The organism is Blattabacterium cuenoti (assembly GCF_014251755.1).
Classification (GTDB): Bacteria; Bacteroidota; Bacteroidia; order Flavobacteriales; family Blattabacteriaceae; genus Blattabacterium; species Blattabacterium cuenoti_AN.
Genome location: NZ_CP059200.1, coordinates 86,798 through 111,056 on the forward strand (window position 1 = coordinate 86,798; position 24,259 = coordinate 111,056).

The 24,259-nt window shown below is 25.3% G+C and carries 24 protein-coding genes and 1 tRNA gene; 18 read left to right on the forward strand and 7 right to left on the reverse strand.

Going from position 1 to position 24,259, the window contains the following annotated elements:
* The first annotated feature begins 5 nt into the window (after window positions 1-5).
* From atpE to H0H57_RS03105, 14 genes are all read left to right on the forward strand, one after another.
* Window positions 6-233 (forward strand): ATP synthase F0 subunit C, encoded by a 228-nt coding sequence (gene atpE, locus H0H57_RS00365; RefSeq protein WP_185863866.1) that lies wholly within the window; start codon window positions 6-8, stop codon window positions 231-233.
* Between the two features lie 7 nt (window positions 234-240).
* Entirely contained in the window at window positions 241-729 is a 489-nt protein-coding gene (gene atpF / locus H0H57_RS00370) for a F0F1 ATP synthase subunit B (RefSeq protein ID WP_185863867.1), read from the forward strand.
* Window positions 730-733: 4 nt separating this feature from the next.
* On the forward strand, window positions 734-1,285 hold the full coding sequence (gene atpH, locus H0H57_RS00375) for an ATP synthase F1 subunit delta (RefSeq protein WP_185863868.1): 552 nt from the start codon (window positions 734-736) through the stop codon (window positions 1,283-1,285).
* A 26-nt stretch (window positions 1,286-1,311) separates the two neighbouring features.
* A complete protein-coding gene (gene atpA / locus H0H57_RS00380; RefSeq protein WP_185863869.1) occupies window positions 1,312-2,892 on the forward strand; it encodes a F0F1 ATP synthase subunit alpha in 1,581 nt (526 codons plus the stop codon).
* A 2-nt stretch (window positions 2,893-2,894) separates the two neighbouring features.
* Entirely contained in the window at window positions 2,895-3,773 is an 879-nt protein-coding gene (gene atpG / locus H0H57_RS00385; RefSeq protein WP_185863870.1) for an ATP synthase F1 subunit gamma, read from the forward strand.
* A 64-nt stretch (window positions 3,774-3,837) separates the two neighbouring features.
* Complete coding sequence (trpS, locus tag H0H57_RS00390) at window positions 3,838-4,839, forward strand: tryptophan--tRNA ligase (protein WP_185863871.1); 1,002 nt, start codon at window positions 3,838-3,840, stop codon at window positions 4,837-4,839.
* A gap of 99 nt (window positions 4,840-4,938) precedes the next feature.
* Window positions 4,939-5,496, forward strand: coding sequence for a nucleotide exchange factor GrpE (locus H0H57_RS00395; protein ID WP_185863872.1), 558 nt, complete (start codon window positions 4,939-4,941; stop codon window positions 5,494-5,496).
* A 13-nt stretch (window positions 5,497-5,509) separates the two neighbouring features.
* The gene (locus H0H57_RS00400) at window positions 5,510-6,628 is read left to right on the forward strand and encodes a DnaJ C-terminal domain-containing protein (protein WP_185863873.1); all 1,119 of its coding nucleotides are present in this window, start codon (window positions 5,510-5,512) and stop codon (window positions 6,626-6,628) included.
* 103 nt (window positions 6,629-6,731) lie between these two features.
* Window positions 6,732-7,967: a tRNA 2-thiouridine(34) synthase MnmA gene (mnmA, locus tag H0H57_RS00405; RefSeq protein ID WP_185863874.1), complete on the forward strand. Its 1,236-nt coding sequence runs from the start codon at window positions 6,732-6,734 to the stop codon at window positions 7,965-7,967.
* Window positions 7,968-8,200: 233 nt separating this feature from the next.
* A complete protein-coding gene (gene ilvD / locus H0H57_RS00410; protein ID WP_185863875.1) occupies window positions 8,201-9,886 on the forward strand; it encodes a dihydroxy-acid dehydratase in 1,686 nt (561 codons plus the stop codon).
* Window positions 9,887-9,899: 13 nt separating this feature from the next.
* The gene (gene ilvB, locus H0H57_RS00415; protein WP_185863876.1) at window positions 9,900-11,594 is read left to right on the forward strand and encodes a biosynthetic-type acetolactate synthase large subunit; all 1,695 of its coding nucleotides are present in this window, start codon (window positions 9,900-9,902) and stop codon (window positions 11,592-11,594) included.
* A gap of 395 nt (window positions 11,595-11,989) precedes the next feature.
* A complete protein-coding gene (gene ilvC / locus H0H57_RS00420) occupies window positions 11,990-13,048 on the forward strand; it encodes a ketol-acid reductoisomerase (RefSeq protein ID WP_185863877.1) in 1,059 nt (352 codons plus the stop codon).
* 226 nt (window positions 13,049-13,274) lie between these two features.
* A complete protein-coding gene (locus H0H57_RS03155) occupies window positions 13,275-13,460 on the forward strand; it encodes a hypothetical protein (protein ID WP_317168250.1) in 186 nt (61 codons plus the stop codon).
* Window positions 13,378-13,557, forward strand: coding sequence for a hypothetical protein (locus tag H0H57_RS03105; protein WP_238784331.1), 180 nt, complete (start codon window positions 13,378-13,380; stop codon window positions 13,555-13,557). The genes H0H57_RS03155 and H0H57_RS03105 overlap by 83 nt, the downstream gene beginning before the upstream one ends.
* A 25-nt stretch (window positions 13,558-13,582) precedes the next feature.
* Here H0H57_RS03105 and H0H57_RS00430 read toward each other — a convergent pair.
* A tRNA-Leu gene (locus tag H0H57_RS00430) sits at window positions 13,583-13,667 on the reverse strand.
* A 161-nt stretch (window positions 13,668-13,828) separates the two neighbouring features.
* On the opposite strand from H0H57_RS00430, the gene dapB reads away from it, so the two are divergent.
* Window positions 13,829-14,539, forward strand: a complete 711-nt coding sequence (dapB, locus tag H0H57_RS00435; protein ID WP_185863878.1) for a 4-hydroxy-tetrahydrodipicolinate reductase — start codon at window positions 13,829-13,831, stop codon at window positions 14,537-14,539.
* Window positions 14,540-14,551: 12 nt separating this feature from the next.
* Window positions 14,552-16,027 (forward strand): signal peptidase I, encoded by a 1,476-nt coding sequence (lepB, locus tag H0H57_RS00440; protein WP_185863879.1) that lies wholly within the window; start codon window positions 14,552-14,554, stop codon window positions 16,025-16,027.
* A 2-nt stretch (window positions 16,028-16,029) separates the two neighbouring features.
* On the opposite strand, the gene H0H57_RS00445 is transcribed toward lepB, so the two are convergent.
* From H0H57_RS00445 to mutY, 6 genes are all read right to left on the reverse strand, one after another.
* Window positions 16,030-16,731, reverse strand: a complete 702-nt coding sequence (locus tag H0H57_RS00445; protein ID WP_185863880.1) for a rhomboid family intramembrane serine protease — start codon at window positions 16,729-16,731, stop codon at window positions 16,030-16,032.
* A 3-nt stretch (window positions 16,732-16,734) separates the two neighbouring features.
* On the reverse strand, window positions 16,735-18,471 hold the full coding sequence (mutL, locus tag H0H57_RS00450; RefSeq protein ID WP_185863881.1) for a DNA mismatch repair endonuclease MutL: 1,737 nt from the start codon (window positions 18,469-18,471) through the stop codon (window positions 16,735-16,737).
* Window positions 18,468-18,950: a 6,7-dimethyl-8-ribityllumazine synthase gene (gene ribH / locus H0H57_RS00455; RefSeq protein ID WP_185863882.1), complete on the reverse strand. Its 483-nt coding sequence runs from the start codon at window positions 18,948-18,950 to the stop codon at window positions 18,468-18,470. Before ribH ends, mutL begins: the two co-directional genes overlap by 4 nt.
* 12 nt (window positions 18,951-18,962) lie before the next feature.
* Window positions 18,963-19,574: a tetratricopeptide repeat protein gene (locus H0H57_RS00460; RefSeq protein ID WP_185863883.1), complete on the reverse strand. Its 612-nt coding sequence runs from the start codon at window positions 19,572-19,574 to the stop codon at window positions 18,963-18,965.
* A gap of 67 nt (window positions 19,575-19,641) precedes the next feature.
* On the reverse strand, window positions 19,642-20,964 hold the full coding sequence (gldE, locus tag H0H57_RS00465) for a gliding motility-associated protein GldE (RefSeq protein ID WP_185863884.1): 1,323 nt from the start codon (window positions 20,962-20,964) through the stop codon (window positions 19,642-19,644).
* Window positions 20,965-21,065: 101 nt separating this feature from the next.
* Window positions 21,066-22,118: an A/G-specific adenine glycosylase gene (gene mutY / locus H0H57_RS00470; protein WP_185863885.1), complete on the reverse strand. Its 1,053-nt coding sequence runs from the start codon at window positions 22,116-22,118 to the stop codon at window positions 21,066-21,068.
* 82 nt (window positions 22,119-22,200) lie between these two features.
* Here mutY and H0H57_RS00475 point away from each other — a divergent pair, with 82 nt between their 5' ends.
* Window positions 22,201-22,494 (forward strand): HU family DNA-binding protein, encoded by a 294-nt coding sequence (locus H0H57_RS00475; protein WP_185863886.1) that lies wholly within the window; start codon window positions 22,201-22,203, stop codon window positions 22,492-22,494.
* 192 nt (window positions 22,495-22,686) lie between these two features.
* Window positions 22,687-24,237 (forward strand): Rne/Rng family ribonuclease, encoded by a 1,551-nt coding sequence (locus H0H57_RS00480; protein ID WP_185863887.1) that lies wholly within the window; start codon window positions 22,687-22,689, stop codon window positions 24,235-24,237.
* Window positions 24,238-24,259 lie beyond the last annotated feature (22 nt).

The window sequence follows — 24,259 nt, forward strand, 5'->3', positions numbered from 1 at the left end:
ATTATATGAATATAGATTTAACTTACTCAGGTTTAGCTGCTTTAGGATCTGGTATTGCAGTAATAGGAGCGGGATTAGGAATTGGAAAAATCGGAAGTTCCGCAATGGATGCCATTGCTAGACAACCTGAAGCTTCAAATAAAATACAGAATGCTATGATTATAGCGTCTGCATTGATTGAAGGAGCCGCATTATTTGGAATAGTCACTACATTATTAGCTGTATTTAAATAAAAATCCAATGGATTTAGTTACTCCTTCTATTGGACTCATTGTTTGGCATACAATAATATTTATAATTCTCATGTTGTTTCTTTCAAAATTTGCTTGGAAGCCCATAATAAATTTTATTGATCAAAGAGAGGAAGAAATTAAAATATCTATTGAAAAAGCAGATCAAGTGAAAAAAGAATTGAAACATGTAGAAAATCAAAAAAATAAAATTTTAAAGGAAACTTATATGAAAAGAGATATGATTTTGAAAGAAGCTATTCAAATCAGAGAAAAAATAAAATCAAAAGCTAAAGAGGAAGGAATAATAGAAAAGAAAAAAATTATAGAAGAGACAAAAAAAAATATTCAAATAGAAAAACAAGTTGCTATTCGTCAATTAAAAAATAAAATAGGAGATATTTCTATTCAAATATCCGAAAAAATATTAAAAAGAGAGTTAGATCAATACGATAAACAAGATAAATTTATAAAAGAATTAGTAGATAAATTGTCCTAATCTAATGTTTTCAAATAAAAAGAAAAAAATCATTCAACATTACGCTAGAGTTTTTTTTGAGTTTTCTGTTATGAATATGAATGATAATGATATTGAATTTTTTTATCAAAAAATAAAAAAAGTATGTTTTTTTTTAAGTAAAAACATAAATATATATAGAATTATAAACACAAATCTATTATATACTGAAAAAAAAATAAAAATTTTCAAAAAAATATTTTATAATTTTGATGTTTTACTTTTTAAATTTATTAAACTCCTCATTTTAAAAAACAGAGAATCTTTTTTGAAAGAAATTCTTTTAGAATACAATAGAATATACGAAGAAGATAAAAAAGGATTTGTAAAATCTATTGTAATTTCTGCTTTTCCTTTGAAAAAGGATATACAAGAAATGATTGCGCATAAAATAATATCTAAGAAAAAAAAATTTCTTATTTTTAATCAAATTGATAAATCTATTATTGGAGGCTTTCTATTTCGTATAGGATATAAAGAATGGAATTTTAGTATTCAGGAACAGTTGTTTCATATTCAAAAAAATATATTTCATTAATTAAAAATAAAAGTTTTTATTCTCATATGTCAGATTTAAAATATTCTGAAATATCATCAATTCTTAAAGAAGAATTATCAAATTTTCAATTTGAATCCAAATTATCCGAATTTGGTGTTATTGTTCAAATAGGAGATGGTGTTGTTAGGTCTTTTGGACTAAATTCCGCTTTTTATGGAGAATTAGTAGAATTCCAGAATGGAATTAAAGGAATGGTTTTAAACCTAGAAGAAGATCATGTTAGCATCGTTTTACTTAGTCCATCAAAAAATTTGAAAGAAGGAGATATCGTAAAAAAAACTGGAAAAATTTTTTCTATCAAAGTAGGAGAAAATATGTTAGGTCGTGTTGTAGATATATTAGGAAATCCTATAGATGGAAAAGGACCTATAGAAGGAAAACTATTTGAAATGCCATTGGAAAGAAAGGCTCCAGGTGTGATTTATAGAGAACCGGTTCAAGAACCTCTTCAAACTGGTATAAAATTTATAGATTCTATGATTCCTATTGGAAGAGGACAGAGAGAATTAATTATTGGAGATAGACAAACTGGAAAAACGACCATAGCTATTGATACAATTATCAATCAGAAGAGATTTTTTGAAAAAAAAAATCCTGTTTATTGCATTTATGTAGCCATTAGTCAAAAAGGATCTACTATAGCAAGAATTTCAAAAATATTACAAGAAAAAGGAGCGATGTCTTATACAATTATAGTGGCGGCAAACTCTTCTCATCCAGCTTCTATGCAAGTTTATGCTCCTTTTTCTGGAACGGCAATAGGAGAATATTTTCGGGATACCGGTCGTTCTTCTTTAGTGATATATGATGATCTTTCAAAACAAGCGGTTTCTTATAGGGAAATATCCCTATTATTAAGACGTCCACCTGGTAGAGAAGCCTATCCAGGAGATGTTTTTTATTTACATTCTCGTCTTTTAGAACGATCAGCTAAAATAATAAAAGATCAAAAAATGGCTGAAAAAATGAATGACATTCCATTTTCTATTAGAAGACAAATAAAAGGTGGAGGTTCTTTAACTGCTTTGCCTATTATTGAAACTCAATCTGGAGATATTTCTTCTTATATTCCTACTAATGTTATTTCTATTACAGATGGGCAGATTTTTTTAGAAAAAGATTTATTCCATTCTGGAATTCGTCCTGCAATTAATGAAAGTATATCTGTTTCTCGTGTAGGGGGATCTGCACAAATTCAATCTATGAGAAAAATATCTGGAACTCTAAAATTAGATCAAGCTCAATTCAGAGAACTAGAATCTTTTTCAAAATTTGGTTCTGAACTAGATTCATCTACTACGAATATTTTAAAAAAGGGAAGAATTAATATGGAAATATTAAAACAAACTCCTCATACTCCCTATGATATAGCAGATCAAATAGCTATTATTTATGCCGGTACTAAAAATTTACTTAAAAAGGTTCCTATTGATAAAATTTCAGATTTTGAAAAAGAATATCTTTTTTATTTAAACGAAAAACATGAAAATGTCTTAAATTCTTTAAGAAACGGAATTTTTGACAAAAAAATATCTGACATTTTAGAAACAGTTGCTTTAAAATTAAGTGATAAATACGTTTCTTAATTATGTCTAATCCAAAAGAAATCAAGAGAAGAATATTATCTATAGAATCAGTTATAAAAACGACAGAAGCAATGAAAATGATTTCTATAGTAAAATTACGAAAATCAAAAAATTTACTGATGAAAGTAAAAATTTATTTAGATTCCATAAAGACAATTCTATTTGATCTTTTGTTTACAGAAAACAAAGAAAAATTTGAAAAAAATCCATTCTTTTCAGAAAAAGGAAAAATAAAATTATTTATTGTATTTACTTCTGATCGTGGTTTATGTGGTTCTTTTAATTCTTCAATTTTTTCAAAAATTAATCATATTTTTCAAAAAAAAAGGTATTTTCATAATAATGAATGTTTATTTTTTCCTATTGGAAAAAAAGGATTCGATTTTTTATGGAAAAAAAAATATAATATGTACAATCAAAATTGGATTGAAAACGATTTATTCCATCAAAAAATCCAATCTTTAGTATCAGAGTTCATTTTTTGTTTTTTAAAAGAAAAGTTTTCTTCAATTTATTTAATCTACAATCACTTGAAAAAATCCTCCTTTCAAGAAGTAGTTATAGAAAAATTTCTTCCTATTCCTATTAAGGATTTTAGAAAAAAAACATTAGAATTTTCCTATATTTTAGAACCTTCTCAAAAAGAAATATTAAATTTTATAATTCCAAAATTTTTAAATGCAAAATTATTAAAAATTTTTTGTAAATCTACCACAGCAGAACATACATCTCGTATGATATCTATGCATAAAGCTACAGAAAATGCATCTGATATTAAACATGATCTAATGTTAAATTATAATAAAGAAAGACAAACTACGATTACTAAAGAAATACTTGAAATTATAAGTGGATTAGAATCTTTAAACAAAAAAAAATAAAAACAATTTCAATTCAAATTATATTATATATTTATTTACAACAAAACAAAAACATAATTTTTTTATGGAAAAAAAAATAATGTTAACAGGAATTAGAAGTACAGGAACTCCTCATTTAGGGAATATTTTAGGTGTTATTATTCCGTCTGTATCCATAGCTAATCAAAATACAAAACATTCTTCATGTATATTTATAGCGGATTTACATTCAATGATTCAAATAGAGAAAGATAGTATGACAACAATCAAAAATAATACTTATCAAATTGCAGCTGCATGGTTAGCTTTTGGATTAAATATAGATAATTGTTTATTTTACAGACAATCTGATGTTTCATTTGTTACTGAATTAGCTTGGTATTTCAATTGTTTTTATCCATACCAAAGACTTGCATTAGCTCATGCTTTTAAAAAGGAAATAAAAAAAATAGATCAAGAAAAAATAAGTGTTGGGTTATTTACTTATCCTATTTTAATGGCTGCTGATATTTTACTTTATAATGCAAAACTTATTCCAGTAGGAAAAGATCAATTACAACATATAGAAATAACTCGTCGCATCGCTAATTTTTTTAATAAAAAAATAGGAAAAAAATTATTTGTATTACCTCATGCTTTTTTACAAAAAAATATGTTTGTGATAGGAACAGATGGAAAAAAAATGAGTAAATCTAAAAAAAATTGTATAAATATTTTTTCTTCAGACGAAATTTTGAAAAAACAGATTATGAGTATTCGCACAGATAGTAAATCTGTAAAAGAAAAAAAAAATCCAGAAACTGATTATATCATGTCTTTATATAGTTTGATAGCTCCTGTGGATAAAATAGAGATCATGAAAAAAAAATATCTAGAAGGAGGATATGGATATTATGAGGCAAAAATTTCATTATATGAGTATATCATTCATAAATTTTCATCGGAAAGAGAAAAGTTTTTTTCTTTCATAAAAAAGAAATCTTTATTGGATCATATTTTAGCTTCAGGTGCTAAAAAAGCAAATAAAATAGCTTATGAAAGATTAAATTTTATTAGAAAGCATTTGAAATTCAATCCTATAATTTGATTTATAAAATGTTCTTTGTCATTATGACATAATTATATTTTTTGGCAAAAATTTTGCCTTTTACAGTCCATAGAATTATTTTGAAAATATTTTTATATTATGGATATCAATCAAAAAAATACTGAAAAACAGTCAAAATTATCTCATCAAATAGATGATGAAAAATCTTGTTCTTGTCAACAAGAAGAGCCCCATGATCCATTAAAAAAAGAAATTGAATTTTTGAAAAAAGAATTAGAAAAAGAAAAAGATAAATTTTTGCGTCTTTTTGCAGAATTTGAAAATTATAAAAAACGGATTCAAAAAGAAAGATTTGATATTTTTAGAGATGTTCATGAACAAATTCTTATAGATTTAATTCCAATTTTAGATGATTTTGAACGAGGAATTAAAGAATTAAGAAAATATAAAGAGGAACATCCTGTAAAAGGATTTTTTTTGATACAGGAAAAACTTATTAAAATTTTAAAAGAAAAGGGATTAAATAAAATCAAAATAAAAAAAGGAGATGATTTTAATACGGATTTCCATGAAGCGATAACACAAATTCCAGCTATTACGGAAAATTTAAAAGGGAAAATTATAGAAATTATAGAAGCGGGATATATTCTAAAAGAAAAAATAATACGACATGCTAAAGTCATTATCGGAAAATAATTAATTTATCTTCATGATGAAAAAAGATTATTACGAAGTATTAGGAGTTTCTAGAAATGCTTCTCCAGAAGAAATTAAAAAAGCTTATCGAAAACTAGCAATCAAATATCATCCAGATAAGAATTTAGATAATAAAAAGGAAGCGGAAGAAAAATTTAAAGAATCAGCTGAAGCTTACGAAGTCTTAAGCAATCCAGAAAAAAGACAACGGTATGATAAATTTGGACATTCTGGAATAAAAGGAAGTGGATTGGGTTCAGGAATGAATATGGAGGATATTTTTGAAAATTTTGGAGATATTTTTTCTGATGCATTTGGTGAAAGTTTTTCTAGTTTTGGTTTTGGAAAATCAAATAGACATAAAACTATTAAAGGAAGTGATTTAAGAATCAGAGTCAAACTTTCATTAGAAGAAATAGCTAATGGAATAGAAAAAAAAGTTAAAGTGAAGAGACTCAAAGTTGCCAAAGGCATCAAATTTAAAAATTGTGCATCTTGTAATGGAACTGGACAAATAGTCAGAGTCACTAATACTCTTCTAGGAAGAATGCAAACTACTTCTCAATGTAGGGGTTGTTATGGAACTGGAAAAATTATAGAAAATATTCCTTATGGAGCGAATAAACATGGATTAATTAAAGAAGAAGAATTAGTGAATATTAAAATTCCAGCAGGTCTTACAGAAGGAATTCAATTGAAAGTTTCTGAAAAAGGAAATGAAGCCCCATTTGGTGGTATTCCTGGAGATTTGATTGTATTAATTGAGGAAATTCCTAATCCTAAATTAAAAAGAGAAGGAAGTAATATTCATTATGATTTGTACATATCATTTCCAGATGCAATATTGGGAGCTTTAAAAGAAGTTCCTACCATTAATGGTAAAGCAAGAATCAAAATAGATCCAGGAACACAATCAGGAAAAACTCTTAGATTAAAAAATAAAGGATTGCCTAATCTTGAAGGATATGGATATGGAAGTCTTTTTATTCATGTCAATGTTTGGACTCCAAAAAAAATTAATGAAGAACAAAGAAAATTTTTTGAAAAAATGAGAAAAAATGAAAATTTTCTTCCTCATCCCGGAAATTCAGAAAAATCGTTTTTTGATCGTGTAAGAGAAATGTTTTCTTAAAAACAAATTTTAGAATCATTTTCTAATTCTTAATAGAGTCTTGTACTGAAGATTGTTAGATTTCATTTTATTTTATTGATTTCAATATGATTCTTATTACATTATGATGCAAAAAAAAGTAGTAGTTGGACTTTCAGGAGGAGTAGATTCCAGTGTTGCTGCATTAATCCTTAAGAAAAAGGGGTATGAAGTTATTGGCTTATTTATGCATAATTGGGAAGAAGAAAATTCTAATCATTATAATAAATGCACTTGGAAAGAGGATAGCATTGATGCTATGTTAGTAGCTAAGCAATTAAATATTCCCTTTCAAGTAATCGAAATGAAAAATGAATACAAAAAACATATCATAAACTACATGTTTAACGAGTATAGATTAGGAAAAACCCCTAATCCAGACATTTTGTGTAATAGAAAAATAAAATTTAACATTTTCTTGAAAAAAGCTATTGATTTAGGAGCAGATTTGATTGCTACAGGACATTATGTAAATAAAGAAAAAATTGTAAAAAATAGAAAAACAATTTATCGTCTTTTGATTGGAAAAGACCTAAATAAAGATCAATCATATTTTTTATGTCAATTAACACAATATCAACTGAAAAAATCTATATTTCCATTAGGTTTATTAACTAAAAATCAAGTAAGAAAAATAGCAGAAATGCACAAATTATGGAATGCTCATAAAAAGGAATCTCAAGGTTTATGTTTTGTAGGTAAAATTAATTTATTCAATTTCCTTAAAAAAAAAATTACTCCAAAAAAGGGAGAAATAGTATGCATTAATTCTAATGCTTCATTATATCAAGAAAAAAAATCCTTTTCTTCTAAAGAAGAAGAATTATTTTTCTTATCAAAAAAAAAAAAATACAAAAAATCAGATGGAAAAATAATTGGATATCATAAAGGAGCCTTTTCTTTTACTAAGGGACAACGTAAAGGAATAGCATTAGGAGGTTACAAGGAAGCACTTTTTGTAATAGCTACTGATGTAGAAGAAAATATTGTTTATACAGGAATGGGTAAAAAACATCCAGGATTATATAGAAAATCTTTGTTTATTCAGGAAAAAAATATTCATTGGGTACGGAAAGATCTTACTCTTTTTGAAGGAGAAAAAATGAATGTTCTTTGTAGGATTCGTTATAGACAACCATTACAAAAATCAAAATTATATAAAATAAGAAAAGGAATGTTCATAGAGTTTGAAAGTATGCAATGTGCTATAACGGAAGGACAATTTGCTGTTTGGTATCTTGGAAAAGAATTAATCGGATCAGGAATCATTTCTATGATTTTACATTTTGTTATTTTTTTAAAAATTGAATTCAATTTTTAAAAAAATGTATATTTTATATTAAACTTCATAAGTTATTTATGAATAGATCAAAAAAATAATAATTTTTTAAAAAAAATACATAAAAACATATTTTATATAATATATTTTTTTATATTTTTGCATATTATATAATTTAAAATTTCTTGCATAGTTTATTTTCATTAAACTATTCGAGTTTTGTTTTTTTATCCCTACTTTTTCAGTATGGCTTTTTGATTTATTTATTCAATTTCATGAAAAAAAAAATTAACAATTTTAGCAAAAAAATCACGAAAGAACCTAATTTACCAGCAGCACATGCTATGTTGTATGCAACAGGAATAAAAGAGTCAGATTTTTGTAAAGCTCAAATAGGAATTGTTAGTAATTGGTACGAAGGAAATCCTTGCAACATGCATTTAGATAAACTGGCCAGAAAAATAAAATCATCGGTTATAACTAAAAATTTAGTAGGATTTCAATTCACTACTATTGGAGTAAGTGATGGAATTACTATGGGTACTCCAGGAATGAGATATTCACTTCCTTCTAGAGAATTAATAGCAGATAGTATAGAAACAGTAGTAGATTCTCATCATTATGATGGAGTAATAGCTATACCTGGATGTGATAAAAATATACCAGGAGTTATGATTGCTTTGCTAAGATTGAACAGACCATCTATCATTGTATATGGAGGGAGTATTTCTTCCGGTTATTATAATGGAAAAAAATTAGATGTTATTTCTTCTTTTGAAGCCTTAGGAAAAAAAAATACTAGTCAAATTACTGAAAATGAATACAAAAATATCGTAAAACATTCTTGTCCAGGACCAGGAGCTTGTGGAGGTATGTATACCGCAAATACTATGGCTTCTGCTTTGGAAGCTATGGGAATGATGCTTCCTTATTCTTCCTCTTCTCCTTCAACAAGTGAAAATAAAAAAATAGAATGTGAAGAAGTTTCTACATATATTAAAAATCTATTAAAAAAAAATATTAAACCAAAAGATATAATAACAAAAATTTCCATAGAAAATGGTGTAAAATTAGCAATGTGTTTGGGCGGATCTACTAATTTGATTTTACATTTTTTAGCTATTGCTAAATCAGCAAATATTGATTTTTCTTTAAAAGACTTTCAAAAAATTAGCAATCAAGTTCCTCTCATCGGAAATCTCAAACCAAGCGGAATTTTTTTAATGGAAGATCTTCACAAGTATATAGGAGGAATGCCTGTTATTATAAAATATTTATTAAATGAAGGAATATTATCAGGAAATTGTTTAACCGTTACTGGAAAAACATTATCTGATAATATGAAAAATATTCCTAATATAACTTTTAATCAAAAAATTATTCATTCTTTAGATAATCCCATAAAAAAGAACGGACATATTAGAATTTTGTATGGAAATTTATCCCCCGAAGGGGCTATAGCTAAAATTACTGGAAAAGAAGGAACAATTTTTAGAGGAAAGGCTCATGTTTTTAATTCGGAAGAAGAAGCAAATTTAGCCATTTTAAATAATAAAATTTTACCTGGAGTGGTCATTGTAATTCGATATGTGGGGCCAATAGGAGGACCAGGAATGCCAGAAATGTTGAAACCAACATCATACATTATGGGATCCGGATTAGGAAAAAAAGTTGCTCTTATTACAGATGGTAGATTTTCAGGAGGATCACATGGTTTTGTCGTAGGACATATCACTCCAGAAGCACAATCTGGAGGATTGATTGCTTTAGTACAAAATGATGATTTTATTAAGATAGATACGGAAAATAATATCATTACTCTTGAAGTAAAAAATGAAGAAATTCAAAAAAGGAGAAAAACGTGGACTCCTCCTTTATTAAAAATTCAGAATGGTTATTTATATAAATATACCAAAATGGTATCTTCAGCTTCTGAAGGATGTATTACAGATCAATTTTAGTTTTGTTTGTTGTATGGAAAGAAAATTATTTTCTGGTTCAGAAATAGTAATAAAAACACTATTATATGAAAAGGTTGAATATATATTTGGATATCCAGGGGGAGCAATTATGCCCATATATGATTCTTTACACGATTATTTAAATTCAATTTCGCATATTCTCATGCGTCATGAACAAGGATCCATTCATGCAGCACAAGGATACGCTAGAGCAACTGGAAAAATCGGAGTATGTTTTACTACTTCAGGTCCAGGAGCTACTAATTTAATTACCGGATTGGCAGATGCTTTAATAGACAGTACTCCTATTGTTTGCATTACTGGCCAAGTATCCTCTCATTTATTAGGAACGGATGCTTTTCAAGAAATAAATATAATAGATATTTCTATTCCTGTAACCAAATGGAATATTCAAGTTTTAAAAGCTAAAGATATTTGTGAATCAATTCAAAAAGGATTTTTTATAGCTAAACAAGGTAGACCAGGACCTGTATTGATAGATATAACTAAAGATGCTCAGTTTCAAAAAACTGTATTTCACTATACACGTTTTAAATATATAAAAAATTTTTATCCATATCCTTGTATAGAAAAGGAAAAAATTATGGAAGCTGCAGCTTTAATCAATTCGGCTGAAAGACCTTTGATTCTTGTAGGTCAAGGAGTGATTTTAGCGGAAGCAGAAGAAGAATTTAAAAAATTTGTTGAAAAAACTGGAATTCCAGTAGCTAGTACTCTATTAGGATTAGGATCATTGGATAGTTATCATTCTTTATATGTAGGAATGTTAGGAATGCATGGTAATTATGCTCCCAATATTTTAACTAATCAATGTGATATTCTTATTGCGGTAGGTATGCGATTTGACGATCGTGTAACTGGAGATGTTAAAAAATACGCTAAACAAGCTAAAATCATTCATTTAGAAATAGATTCTTCCGAAATTAATAAAAATATTTTATGTCACATTCCAATTTTGGGAGATTGTAAAACATCTTTAAAAAAATTGATTCTTTATGTGAATAAATCTATTCATCCAGAATGGAAAGATAAATTTTTTCATCTTAAAAAAAAAGAAAAGACGATAGTAATACAAGGAGATCTTTATCCAAAAAAGAAAGGAATTACCATGGGTGAAGTGATTAAATGGATCAATCAATACAAGAACAAAAATGCAGTTCTTGTAACTGACGTAGGACAACATCAAATGATAGCTTCAAGATATTTTCATTTTACGTGCAAAAAAAGTCAAATCACTTCTGGAGGATTGGGTACTATGGGTTTTGCTTTACCGGCTTCTATAGGAGCTCAATTAGGTGTTAAAAATAGGCAAATTCTTTGTATTGTAGGAGATGGAGGTTTTCAAATGACAATCCAGGAAATGGGAACTATCTTACAATATAAGATACCCGTTAAAATTGTACTATTAAATAATAATTTTTTAGGAATGGTACGTCAGTGGCAACAGCTTTTTTTTGATAAACGTTATTCATGTACAAAATTAGTTAATCCAGATTTTATAAAATTAGCTCATGCTTATAACATAAAAGCAAAAAAAGTAAATAAAAGAGAAGAATTAGAAAAATCAGTAAAAAAAGCATTGAATTACAAAAAAGCTTTTTTATTAGAAGTTCTCATCGAAAAAGAAGATAATGTTTTTCCTATGATTCCTTCAGAAGCCGCTGTAGATGAAATTCGTTTAACATAATAATTAATAAATAATAATGATTGATAAATAAAATCATATATAAAAACACTATGAAGCATCAATTCAGAATAATAATTTTAGGGGAAAAAAAACAAGATTATTAAGTAAAATTCTTCTTCTTATATTCCATCGAATAAATATTAAAACTGATCATACTAATGTAGTATCTAGTAAGAATAAAAATGAAACCATCAGTAATATTCAATATGTTTTAGACTTAAAATGTAAAGAAGAACAATTATTGAAAATCAAAAAATCAATTGAAAAGTTAATTGGAATTATTCATGTTTATGATTACAAATTAGAAGAAAAAATTCAAAACAAAACTTATGGAAAAAAATGGATTTACCACTAGATACAACATATTAAATTACTTAAATTAAATCATACAAATTATGAAAATTAAATTTGGATCAATAAAAGAAACTATCATTACAAGAGATGAATTTCCATTATCTAAAGCTAGAGAAATTTTAAAAAAAGAAACTATTTCTGTATTAGGTTATGGAATTCAAGGTCCTGGACAATCTCTTAATTTAAGAGATAATGGATTTCAAGTGATAGTAGGACAAAGAAAACATTCTTATTCTTGGGATAAAGCATTAAAAGACGGATGGATAGAAGGTCAAAATCTTTTTTCTTTGGAAGAAGCTTCTGAAAAAGGGACAATACTCATGTATTTGCTATCAGATGCCGGTCAAATTTCTTTTTGGCCTACTCTTATAAAATATTTAATTGAAGGAAAATCTTTATATTTTTCACATGGATTTGGATTAACTTTTTGTCATCAAACAAAAATATTTCCCCCTAAAAAAATAGACATTTTTTTAGTAGCACCCAAAGGATCAGGAACAAGTTTAAGAAGACTTTTTCAACAAGGAAAAGGAATTAATTCTAGTTATGCTATTTATCAGGATTATAGCGGAAATAGTTTAGAAAAAACTTTATCAATTGGAATCGGAATAGGGTCTGGATATTTATTTGAAACAAATTTTAAAAATGAAGTATTTTCTGATTTAGTGGGAGAAAGAGGAACTTTGATGGGAGCTATACAAGGCATTTTTGCAGCACAATATCAAATATTAAGAGAAAAAGGTCATTCTCCTTCAGAATCTTTCAACGAAACGGTAGAAGAATTAACACAAAGTTTGATGCCACTAATATCGGAAAAAGGAATGGATTGGATGTATGCTAATTGCTCTACAACTGCACAAAGAGGTGCTTTAGATTGGTGGAAAAAATTTAGAGATGCAACTCTTCCAATATTTCAAGAATTATATCATGAAGTATATTCTGGAAATGAAGCAAAAAGAATTATTAAAGTTAATAGTAACATAGATTATAGAAAAAAATTACAAAAAGAATTACAAGATCTTAGAAAAAGTGAATTATGGAAAGTGGGATCCATTATTCGGAACCTTAGACCGGAAGAAAATAAAGATAAAAATTTATAATATTTACTGATAAAAGATTGAAAAATAAATTCAAAGGATTCTTTTATTCTTACAAAGAAAGAATTAAAGCTAAAAATCTTTTAAAAGATATTATTAATGAAACTTCATTACAGAAAAATTCTCTTTTATAAGAAAAATATAAAGCGAATGTTTTTCTCAAAATAGAAGACTTACAAATTATACGTTCATATAAAATTAAAGGGGCTTATAATAAGATAAAAAGTTTATCTCATATAGAACTGAAAAAAAAGATTATTTCATTGTAAAATTTATACAAAAAGCTGGTGTTTTAAAGGAATTCGTCAATAATAATATATTGGGGACCAAAGATGATATTACCTATTTTGAATATTCTAAAAAAAACTTCCAAAGAAGAAGGAACTGCAGTAATAGGAATAAAATTAGCAGATAAGAACGAATTTTATGGATTGATAGGAAAAATGAAAAAACATAAAGTTCATTTTCAATATTTAAATAAAAATCCAGATTTATTTCGTGTTCTAATTTGAAAAAGAAATAAATGAATTTATTTTGTACCCACGACTGGATTTGAACCAGCACATCCTAATCGGATACCACCCCCTCAAAGTGGCGTGTCTACCATTTTCACCACGTGGGCTTTCTTGATCTTACTCATTGGTTGTTTTGTATATCATTCCATTTATATATATACTTATTCTCTATTCATTCAAATATAAAATTTATTAAGACTTCATCAAAAAAAAAATATAAACTATCTTTGAATGAATTATGAATTCTGTTCAAATCAAATAAAATAATATGAATATAGCAATAATAGGATATGGAAAAATGGGAAAATCGATAAAAAAAATAGCTAAGATTAGAAATCATAAAATTTCATTATGTTATGATGATACCCCTTCTTTACTTTTATTAAAGAATTCAAATTCAGATGTAGCAATAGAATTTAGTCAACCTCATTCCGCATTCAAAAATGTAAAAATTTGTATAGAAAATGATATTCCTATTGTAAGTGGAACGACAGGATGGCTTGAAAAATTTGAAATTATTAAAAAAATATGTAAAAAAAAAAATGGATCTTTTTTGTATTCTTCCAATTTTAGTATTGGAATGAACATTTTTTTCGAAATTAATAAAAAATTGTCTAAACTGTTACAGTTATATGATAAAGATTATGAAGTAACAATCGAGGAAATTCATCACAAAGAAAAAATAGATAAACCTAGTGGAACAGCTATTTCTTTAGCAAAAGATATAATGAACAATAAAATGAAAAAAACATGGATTTTGGATGAAAGAAAAACAAAAAACCAAATTTTGATTTTGTCAAAAAGATTCGATCATGTACCAGGAATACATATCGTTAAATATGAATCTCAAATAGAGGATATAAAAATTCAACATCAAGCTCATAACAGAGAAGGTTTTGCATTAGGTGCTGTTATTGCAGCAGAATGGATACAAAACAAAAAAGGTGTTTTTTCTATGAAAGAAGTTTTAGGAATATAAAAATATCTTTTTATGTATACATATTTAATTTTTAGCGGAATTTTTTTATTTATTGAACATGTTATTCATATTTTAGGAACATGGAAGTTTTATAAAAAATTGGGGATTCCATCTTGGAAAATTTTTATTCCTATATATAATATTTTCATTCTTTTAAAAATTTATAAAAGATCTATATGTTGGATTTTTCTATTGTTTATTCCATTAACTAGCATTATATTGATTTTCATTTTGTGGATGGATTTAATTTTTACTTTTTTAAAAAAAACGAAAAAACATTTTTTTTTATTTTTTTTATCTGCAGGATTATATATTTATTACATAAATTTTTTTAAAAAAATTCCCATTTTTAAAATTGAAAATATAAAAAAAAAAGAAGAAAATATAGGAATTTTATTAGCTATGATTTTTTCTTTTATTACTCATACTTATATTGTTCAACCTTTTGTGATTCCCACTTCTTCTATGGAAAGAACTTTATTAGTAGGAGATTTTCTATTAGTCAGCAAAATTCATTATGGATTACGAATGCCTATATCTCCTATATATATCCCTTTTACACATAATAATATCATTGGAAATATAAAATCTTATATCTCTATTTTTCAATGGCCTTATTTTCGTTTTTCTTCCATACAATCTGTACAAAGAAATGATATCGTAGTTTTTAATTTTCCTAAAGATTATAATCATAAAATAATAGATCGAAAAGATCATTATATTAAACGTTGTGTAGGATTACCAGGAGATTTAATTTCTATTAAAAAAGGGATTTTATTTGTGAATTATAAAAAAGAAAGATCTTTTTTAGAAAAACAACAAGCTTATTTTATTAAAACAGAAAATATTCCTTTAAATGTGGAATATCTTGAAAAAGAAATGGATGTTAAAGATATTGAATATATTGGAGAAAAAAATAATGAACATTTTTACCAAATTATGTTAAATGAAAAAAAAGCAGTCGATATAAAAAATTTATTTGAAAACATAATTTTTATAAAAAAGTATATTCTACCCATTCATTTTAAGGAACATTATATATTTCCTAATCACTTTGATTGGAATAGAGATTTTTTTGGTCCATTACACATACCTAAAAAAGGAGAATTCATTAAATTAAATTCAAAAAATCTTCATATTTATAATGAAATTTTCAATTATGAAAAAGTTGAAAAAATTGATATAGTTTCAAAAAAATATTACAAAGTAAAAAAAAATTATTATTTCATGATGGGAGATAATAGACATAATTCATCTGATTCTCGTTATTGGGGTTTTGTTCCAGAAGATCATATAGTAGGTAAACCGATATTTATATGGATGAGTATAGATTGGGATAGAAAAAATCCTATAAATATATTTAGTTGGAAATTTCGTTGGGATAGAATGATGAAAACAATAGATGGAAAACATTCTTATTTATCTTTATTTTTTTTATTTTCATTTGTATATATAGTTTATTTTTTATTTAAAAGTGAAAAATCATGAACTCAATAAAAAGTATTTTTTTCATTATAAAAAAAACTTCCTATAAAATAACCAGATAAAATTCCACCAATATGAGCAAAGTGAGCGACTCCAGGTGCTAAATTAAAAATTGCAGAAATTAAACTTCCAAAAATGAAAATAGTCATGGCTTTCCGAACTGCTATTGGAAAAGGAAAAGGAAGAATGAAAATTTTATGTTCCGGAAAAAATTTAGCAAAAACTCCTACGATTCCACTTACGGCTCCAGAAGCTCCCATCATAGGGGAATACATAGAACTATAAAGATTCATTTTTTGTTCTTCATTTAAAGAATCTAACGTTTTTTGAGCTTGTGAAAAATCTAAAGTTTGAACAAAGTAATATAAAACACCAGTATTAAAAATAATTTGAAATAATGCGGCTAAAATACCTGATAAAAAATATATAATTATAAATTTTTTGACTCCTAACAAAGTTTCTATCTGTCCTCCAAACATAAATAAAGCCAACATATTAAAAATGATATGCAAAAAAAGTCGTTTGGAATGTACAAACATATGAGTTAAAATTTGATAGAATTCAAATCGTTCATCTAAAGGATGATATAAAGAAAGGATGCTATCTATTTTATATTGTGAAAAAACAAAAGTAGCTGTATACACAAGTATATTAATACTAATTAAATGTTTGACAGCATCTGAATTGAAATTGGTATAAAAATTCACTTTTTAAAAAAAATTTTTGTTTAAAACAAAAAACACGGGATCTCCTGAATACGTATAATTTGGATTATGACAAGAAAATAAATCTTTGATGATACATTTCATTCTTTCAGGATATAACTTTGTTCCATATTTTATAGATGCAGATTTAGATATGATTTGGAGAAGTTTTTTTTTATTATTTTTTTTTCCTTTAATAAAATTATATGTTATAATATTTTGAATAACTTCAATCAACAGATTTTGTTGTATCTGTTCAGGAATAGAATACAAATAAACGTATTTTTTACAAATATATAAATGAAAACCAAAACTGATTAAATCATTTTTTATATTCTTCAAAGAAAGAGATTCTTTTTTCAAAAGTTTTACTTTTATAGGAAAAAGAAATTGTTGACTGATCAAATTTTTTTTTCTATAAAAAAATTCAAATAGTATGTTTTGATGTGCTCTATGTTGATCCACCCATACCATATACTCATCATTCAAAACAAAAATTATATATTTCCTCTTAATTTGAAAAGTTTTTATCTCTTCTTTTTTATTATGATGATAAACAAGATGATATAACTCATTTGTTAATTGACAATTTTTTTTAAATGTCCCATATTCATTGAATTTATGAGAAAAATTTTCTAGTCGAACGATTTTTTCTTTATCATAAAGTTTATCATACAAATTATTTAATAAGGAATCTTTTTTTAGTGATTTACAAGATAAAAAAATATCATAGTTTTTTAATTCTTTATTTTTTACTTTATATTGAGAAAATAGAACATTTTTGATTTCTTGTTGAATCATAATACCAATCGTCTCTTCTTCTTCTAATTTTACTTCTTTTTTTGTTGGGTGTATATTCCAATTTATTAAACTAGAATCTATAAAAATAAAAATAAAATAAGAAGCGGTTTTGAAATTTTTCAAAAAACCATCATAAGCATGAATAATTTTTTTATGTAAAAATAAATGAGTAATACAACGTTGATTGACCAATAAAAATTGATCTCCTTTTTTCATAGAACCATCTGGAACGCTAACAAATCCTTCTACAAAAATTCTCTTCTTTTTTATCAAGATAGGAGCTAAATTATTTTTTTCATTTTTAAAAATTTCTTGAATTCTTTCTCTTAAAGAAGCTTTTTTAAAATAAAAAATGATTTTATTATTATGATAAAAACGATATGTTATATTTCTATGTGCTAAAACAATTTTATGAAATTCATAAATAATATGTTGAAATTCTATTCTAGAAGATTTTAAAAATTGTCTTCTAACAGGAAGTTTATAAAAAATATTTTTCACAGAAATTCTTGTTCCTTTAAGCATATTTATAGGAAATTGTTTTTTCACTTGTCCTTCTTCTACAAAAAGGTATGTTCCTACTATATCTTCTCTCTTTTTAGTTTGTATTTCTAATTGAGAAATAAGTGCTATAGAAGATAAAGCTTCTCCTCTAAATCCTTTTGTTTTAATTCTGAAAAGATCAGAAGTTTTTTTTATTTTAGAAGTAGCATGTTTTTGAATACTCATTTTAGCATCGTCAATACTCATTCCTATTCCATCATCTGTTAATTGAATTAATGTTTTTCCTGAATCTTTGATAAAAATATCAATCATTTTTGCGTTTGCATCTATTGCATTTTCTAAAAGCTCTCTTAAAACAGAAGAGGGACGTTGAATGACCTCTCCTGCAGCTATTTGCTGAATCACTTTTTCAGGCAAAAATTGAATAATATTTTTCATTTTATAGATTTTCTAAATAAAGACATATATATAGCTGTTTTAGCACATTCAATTCCCTTATTTCCATTTTTTCCGCCTGATCGATCAAAAGATTGTTGTTGATTTCTATCAGATAAAACACAAAAAATAATAGGAACATCATAGATTATGTTGATCTCTTTAATTCCATGCGAAATCGCTTGACATAGATATTCAAAATGAGGAGTCTCTCCTTGTATCAAAGATCCTATTGCAATGATTGAATCAAAATGGAAACATTGAGCAATTTTTTTAGAAGAATAAATTAATTCATAACTTCCAGGAAGTTTCCAAGTTTTAATTTTTTCTTCTAATACACCTAATTGAATTAAAGTATCATAAGCTCCTTTATACAATCTACTCGTAATTTCTCTATTCCATAAAGAAACAAGAATAGCAATTTTTAAATTTGCATTTTTAATTTTTTTTGGATCTAATGAATAAACAGGATCTTTCTTCATAAAGGTAATTTATTATAATTTATTTTCAATAAACATAATATATTTTTCAACGTTTTTTTTGTATAAAAAAAAAGGATATTTTTTTTCTATTTTTTGAAAAAAAAATTTAGAATTCTCGTATTTTTTCATATAAAAATTCAATAATGCGGCTTTGTAATAATAAAGAGGAGTCGTGATTTCATTCTCTCTTATATTTGCTGCTATAACATAATTTTTTAAGGCTTCTTTTTTATTTTTTATTTGAATGAAAGCATCTCCTATAATTCCATATTTTATAGAAGATAAGATTTCATCTTTTGCGTAAAAACTTTTCATCATTTTTATAGATTCTTTGTAATCCCCTAATTTATAATAGCAAATTCCTGCATAAAATTTAGATATATTACCTGCTTTTGTAAAAAAATATTTAGAAGCTATACCTGAAAATCCTAAATAGTTGATTTTCATATTTTTTTTATTTAAGGCTTTATCTATATCTCCTTGAGAAAGATATTGTTGAGCATAATTCAATTCTTTCATCGCTTTTTCTTCTGATGGAGATAAAAATAATTTTTTAAAAGAAAAATATATAAAATATAATGTGATTATCAATATAATAGAAAAAAAAATGAATTTTTTTTTCATTTCATAACATTTATTTTGATTTATACAATAAATTTAGTTTTAATACACAATATAGATATAATCTAATTCATTTTTTTCTTATTACTTCTATAGTTTTGATCCTTTTATGATCAATACTTTTTATAATAAAAGAATAATTTAAAAAATTTATTTTTTGTTTTTTTTTGGGAAATTCTTTATTTATTTCCATAATAAATCCTCCTAAAGTATCTGCATCCCCTTTTTGATTTTCAAAAAAAATTTCTTCTTTAATATTCATAATACGATAGAAATTAATTAAAGATGTTTTTCCATCAAATAAATAATTATTTTGGTTTAATTTAGAATAAGACATGTCTTCTTCATCAAATTCATCAATAATATCTCCTACTATTTCTTCAATCACATCTTCAAGAGTAACTAGTCCACATGTCCCTCCATATTCATCTACCACAATTGCTAAATGTATTTTTCTTTTTTTAAAATCACTTAAAAGATTATCTATCTTTTTTTTTTCTGGAACAAAAAAAGGAGAATGTATGAGTTTATTCCATTGAAAATGTTTATGATAAATAAATGGAAGTAGATCTTTAGCAAAAAGAACTCCTTCTATATCATCAATACTATCTTTATAAATAGGAATACGAGAGTATCCTTGATCACGAACTGACTCTAAAACATTAGAAAAATTTATATTTTTATTTAAAGCAAACATATCTATTCTGGGAGTCATAATTTGATGTGTTTCTGTATTTCCAAAATCAACAATTCTTTGTAAAAATTGACATTCCTTAACATTTTTTGGATTCGAAGATGTAATTTTTAAAGCCTTTGACAGTTGATCTACAGAAATGAGATTCTTTTTTTTTATGGCTTTTTTATCTATAGATTTTGAAATTAGAATTATCAATTTACTAATTGGATTTAATATTTTGCTAAGAATTATTAAAGGTTTTGCCATAAAAATAGCAAAACGGAAATTATTTTTACTAGCATATATTTTAGGAATGATTTCTCCAAATAAAAGTAAAATAAAAGTAAGAACTACCACTTCCAAAAGGAAGTGAATGGGAATATGAAATTGTTTATAAATAACTAAATATTTTTTTTGTAAAAATTCTGTTATTAAATAAGAACTTAATATAACGATTCCAATATTCAAAAAATTATTAGATATTAATATTGTTGCTAATAGTTTTTTTTTCTCTCTTAGAATTTGAAACACAATATTCCCTTTATAAGAATTTTTTTTTCTTTCTTTGTCAAGAGTTTTTTTTTCAATACAAAAAAAAGCAGTTTCTGATCCAGATATTAGTGCAGAAAATAACAACAGTATTATTATTAATGCAAAATAGAAAACCAAATATAAAGTTTTTTCTAAAAAAATATTCGTCGAAGATTCTTTTTCCAATAGATTAAATTTTGATAAAAATTTTTAGAAAAGAAAATGTAAAAATTGATATGATCAAAAATGGATATAAAATTCATATTAGGATTCATTGAAAATAAAAACTAAATCATTTTTTCGTGTTTTAAAAATAAAATAATAGGACGAGGAAAAGGGTACTCTCCTATTTGATTTGGGGGGATAAAACAAAAATTTTCAAAAAATATATTTTTATTGAAATCTTGCAAGATTTCACAATTCAAGAATTGAATTGATAAAATTTGATGAGTTAGTTTTTGTTCTACTTTATAAATCCCATTTTTATAAAATCTCACTCTAAATTTTTCCCAAGTTTTATCTATGATTTCATAAATTGAAAGATTTTGTTTTGATTCTATTAAAGGAAAATCATAAAGACCCTTCCATATATCTTTAGTTGATCTTTTATTTAAACAAATATTTTTGTTCTGATCACATATGAAAAGATAATAAAAAAATCTATGTCTTATGAATTTTTTTATTTTTTTGACAGGTAATTTATATACAGTTCCATTTTGAATAGAAAAACAAGAATCTTGAACTGGACATAATAAACATTTAGGACTTTTTGGAGTGCATAAAATAGAACCTAAATCCATAATTGCTTGATTAAAAATTCCTGGATGTTCAAAATCCATTATTTTTGAAACCGTAACTCGGAATCTATTTTTTGTAGTAGTAGATGTTATCTTATTGAAAATTCCAAAATATCTAGAAAATACTCGAAAAGCATTTCCATCAATAGCAGGGATAACTTCATGAAAACATATAGATGCTATAGCTGCTCCTGTATATGGACCAATTCCTTTATATTTTATTAATTCTTTATATTTTTTTGGAAAAAATGTTTTATTATTTTTTAATTTTTTAGCAAAAGAATGCAAGTATTTTGCTCTAAAATAATATCCCAATCCTTCCCACTTTTTCAACACATCTTTTTCTTTCGCTTGAGCAAGTTTTTCTAAATTTGGAAATGTTTTTATAAAATTTAAATAATGCTTTATGGTTGTTTGTGAAATTCTTGTTTGTTGCAACATAAACTCTGAAACTAATATATAATATGGATTTTTAGTTTCTCTCCAAGGAAGTTTTCTATGATTTTTTTTATACCAATTTATTATTTTTTTTGAAAAATCCATATATCTTTAATTTTTAAGCAATTTTATAAAAAATTGGTATATTTAAGAAACCGAATTTTGTTATTCGATATAATGATTTAACATGACAAAAGCAGATATAATAACAGAAATCATATCAGAAACTGGATCTGAGAGAATTGATACGCAAAAGGTGATAGAAACATTTATGGAAAAAATCAAACAAAGTTTAACATCGGGAGAAAATGTTTATTTAAGAGGATTCGGATCATTTATTATTAAATTTCGAGCGAAAAAACTTGGACGTCATATATCCAAAGATATGTCTATTGTAATTCCTGCGCATAATATACCAGCATTTAAACCTTCAAAATCTTTTACAGAATTGATAAAAAAAAATGTTCCTATAAAGGAATAAATAAAAATAAAAATACATTGAATCAATAATTACTAATTGTTGAGAATTATGCCAAACGGAAAAAAAAGAAAAAGACGTAAGATAGCAACTCATAAAAGAAAAAAAAGAAATAGGAAAAATAGGCATAAAAAGAAATAATAATTTTATAAAAAAAATGTAATTTCTAAAACTTTTTTCCTTGTTTTTGTGTATATGAATCAAGAGTTAATTATAAATGCAGAAGAACAAGAAGTTAAAATAGCTCTTTTGGAAGAAGGAAAATTACTGGAGCTTCATAGAGATGTTTTGAATAAAAAATTTTCTGTAGGAGATATTTATTTTGGAATAGTTAAAAAAATTTTGTATGGATTAAATGCGGCTATTATAGATATAGGACATTCAAAAGGAGCCTTTTTGCATTATGATGATATTGGATTTCAGATTGATCAAATGTTAAATTTGATATCTTCCAATCATATTAATAATAATCAAAAAAAATCAAATGATTTCGAAAATCAAGAAAACAAAAATTCAATAAATCATATATTGAATATTGGACAAAAAATATTGGTTCAAATTTCCAAAGAACCTATTTCTAATAAAGGACCGAAACTTACTACAAAAATTTGTATTCCAGGTAGAAATTTAATACTTATACCTTTTTCAGATCAAATTTCTATTTCTAAAAAAATAGAAAATATAAAAGAAAAAAATAGATTGATCTCTTATATCAGAAAAATCATTCCCAATAAATTTGGTATGATTATTCGTACAGCTGCTGATAATGAAACAGAAGAAGTACTTCATTTAGAACTCATTTTTTTAATAAAAAAATGGAAAAAAACATTAAATAATTTGATGAAACTTTTTCCACCAGTTCGTGTATTGAGTGAAAATAATAAAACTTATTGTTTATTAAGAGATATATTCAATGACGATTTCAAATCTATTTGTTGTAATAACAATTTTCTTTGCCAAGAAATTCATTCATATTTATCTTTAATTGCTCCAAAAAAAACAAGTATAATTAAATATTATAAAGGAAATGTTCCCATATTTGAAAAATATGGGATAGAAAAACAAATACAAGTATTTTTAGGTAAAAATGTACCTCTTGAAAATGGAGCTTATCTTATTATAGAACATACTGAAGCTTTACATGTTATAGATGTAAATAGTGGAATGATCAATCATATGATGAAAAATTGTACAGAATCAGAAAGGATTAATAATATATTGAAAATTAATTTATTAGCAGCAACAGAAATAGCGAGACAGCTAAGATTAAGAGACATGGGAGGTATAATTGTTGTGGATTTTATAGATATGTATGATTCCATACAAAAAAAACAGCTATATGAACATTTAAAAGAAAAAATGAAGAATGATAGAGCCAAACATCAAATTTTGCCTCCCAATAAATTTGGTTTAGTTCAATTTACTCGTCATAGAGTAAGACCTGAATTAAAAAAAAGAAATGTAAATAATAAACAATATAAAAATTCTCCTGAAAATTATATTCATCATTTAGAATTTGTTATAGAAACTATTATAAAAAACAAAAATCATAAAGGAATCCAATTACATATTCATTCTTTTGTATCAGCTTTTTTAAAAAAAGGATTTCCTTCTATTCAACAAAAATGGTTATTAAAATATAAAAAATGGATTAAAATCATTCCAAGAGATTCATTTAGATATACGGAATATAAAATTGTAGATAAAAATCACGAAATCCTATTGTATTCTTTTTATTTTCATTAAAATTTATTATAACTTTCAAACG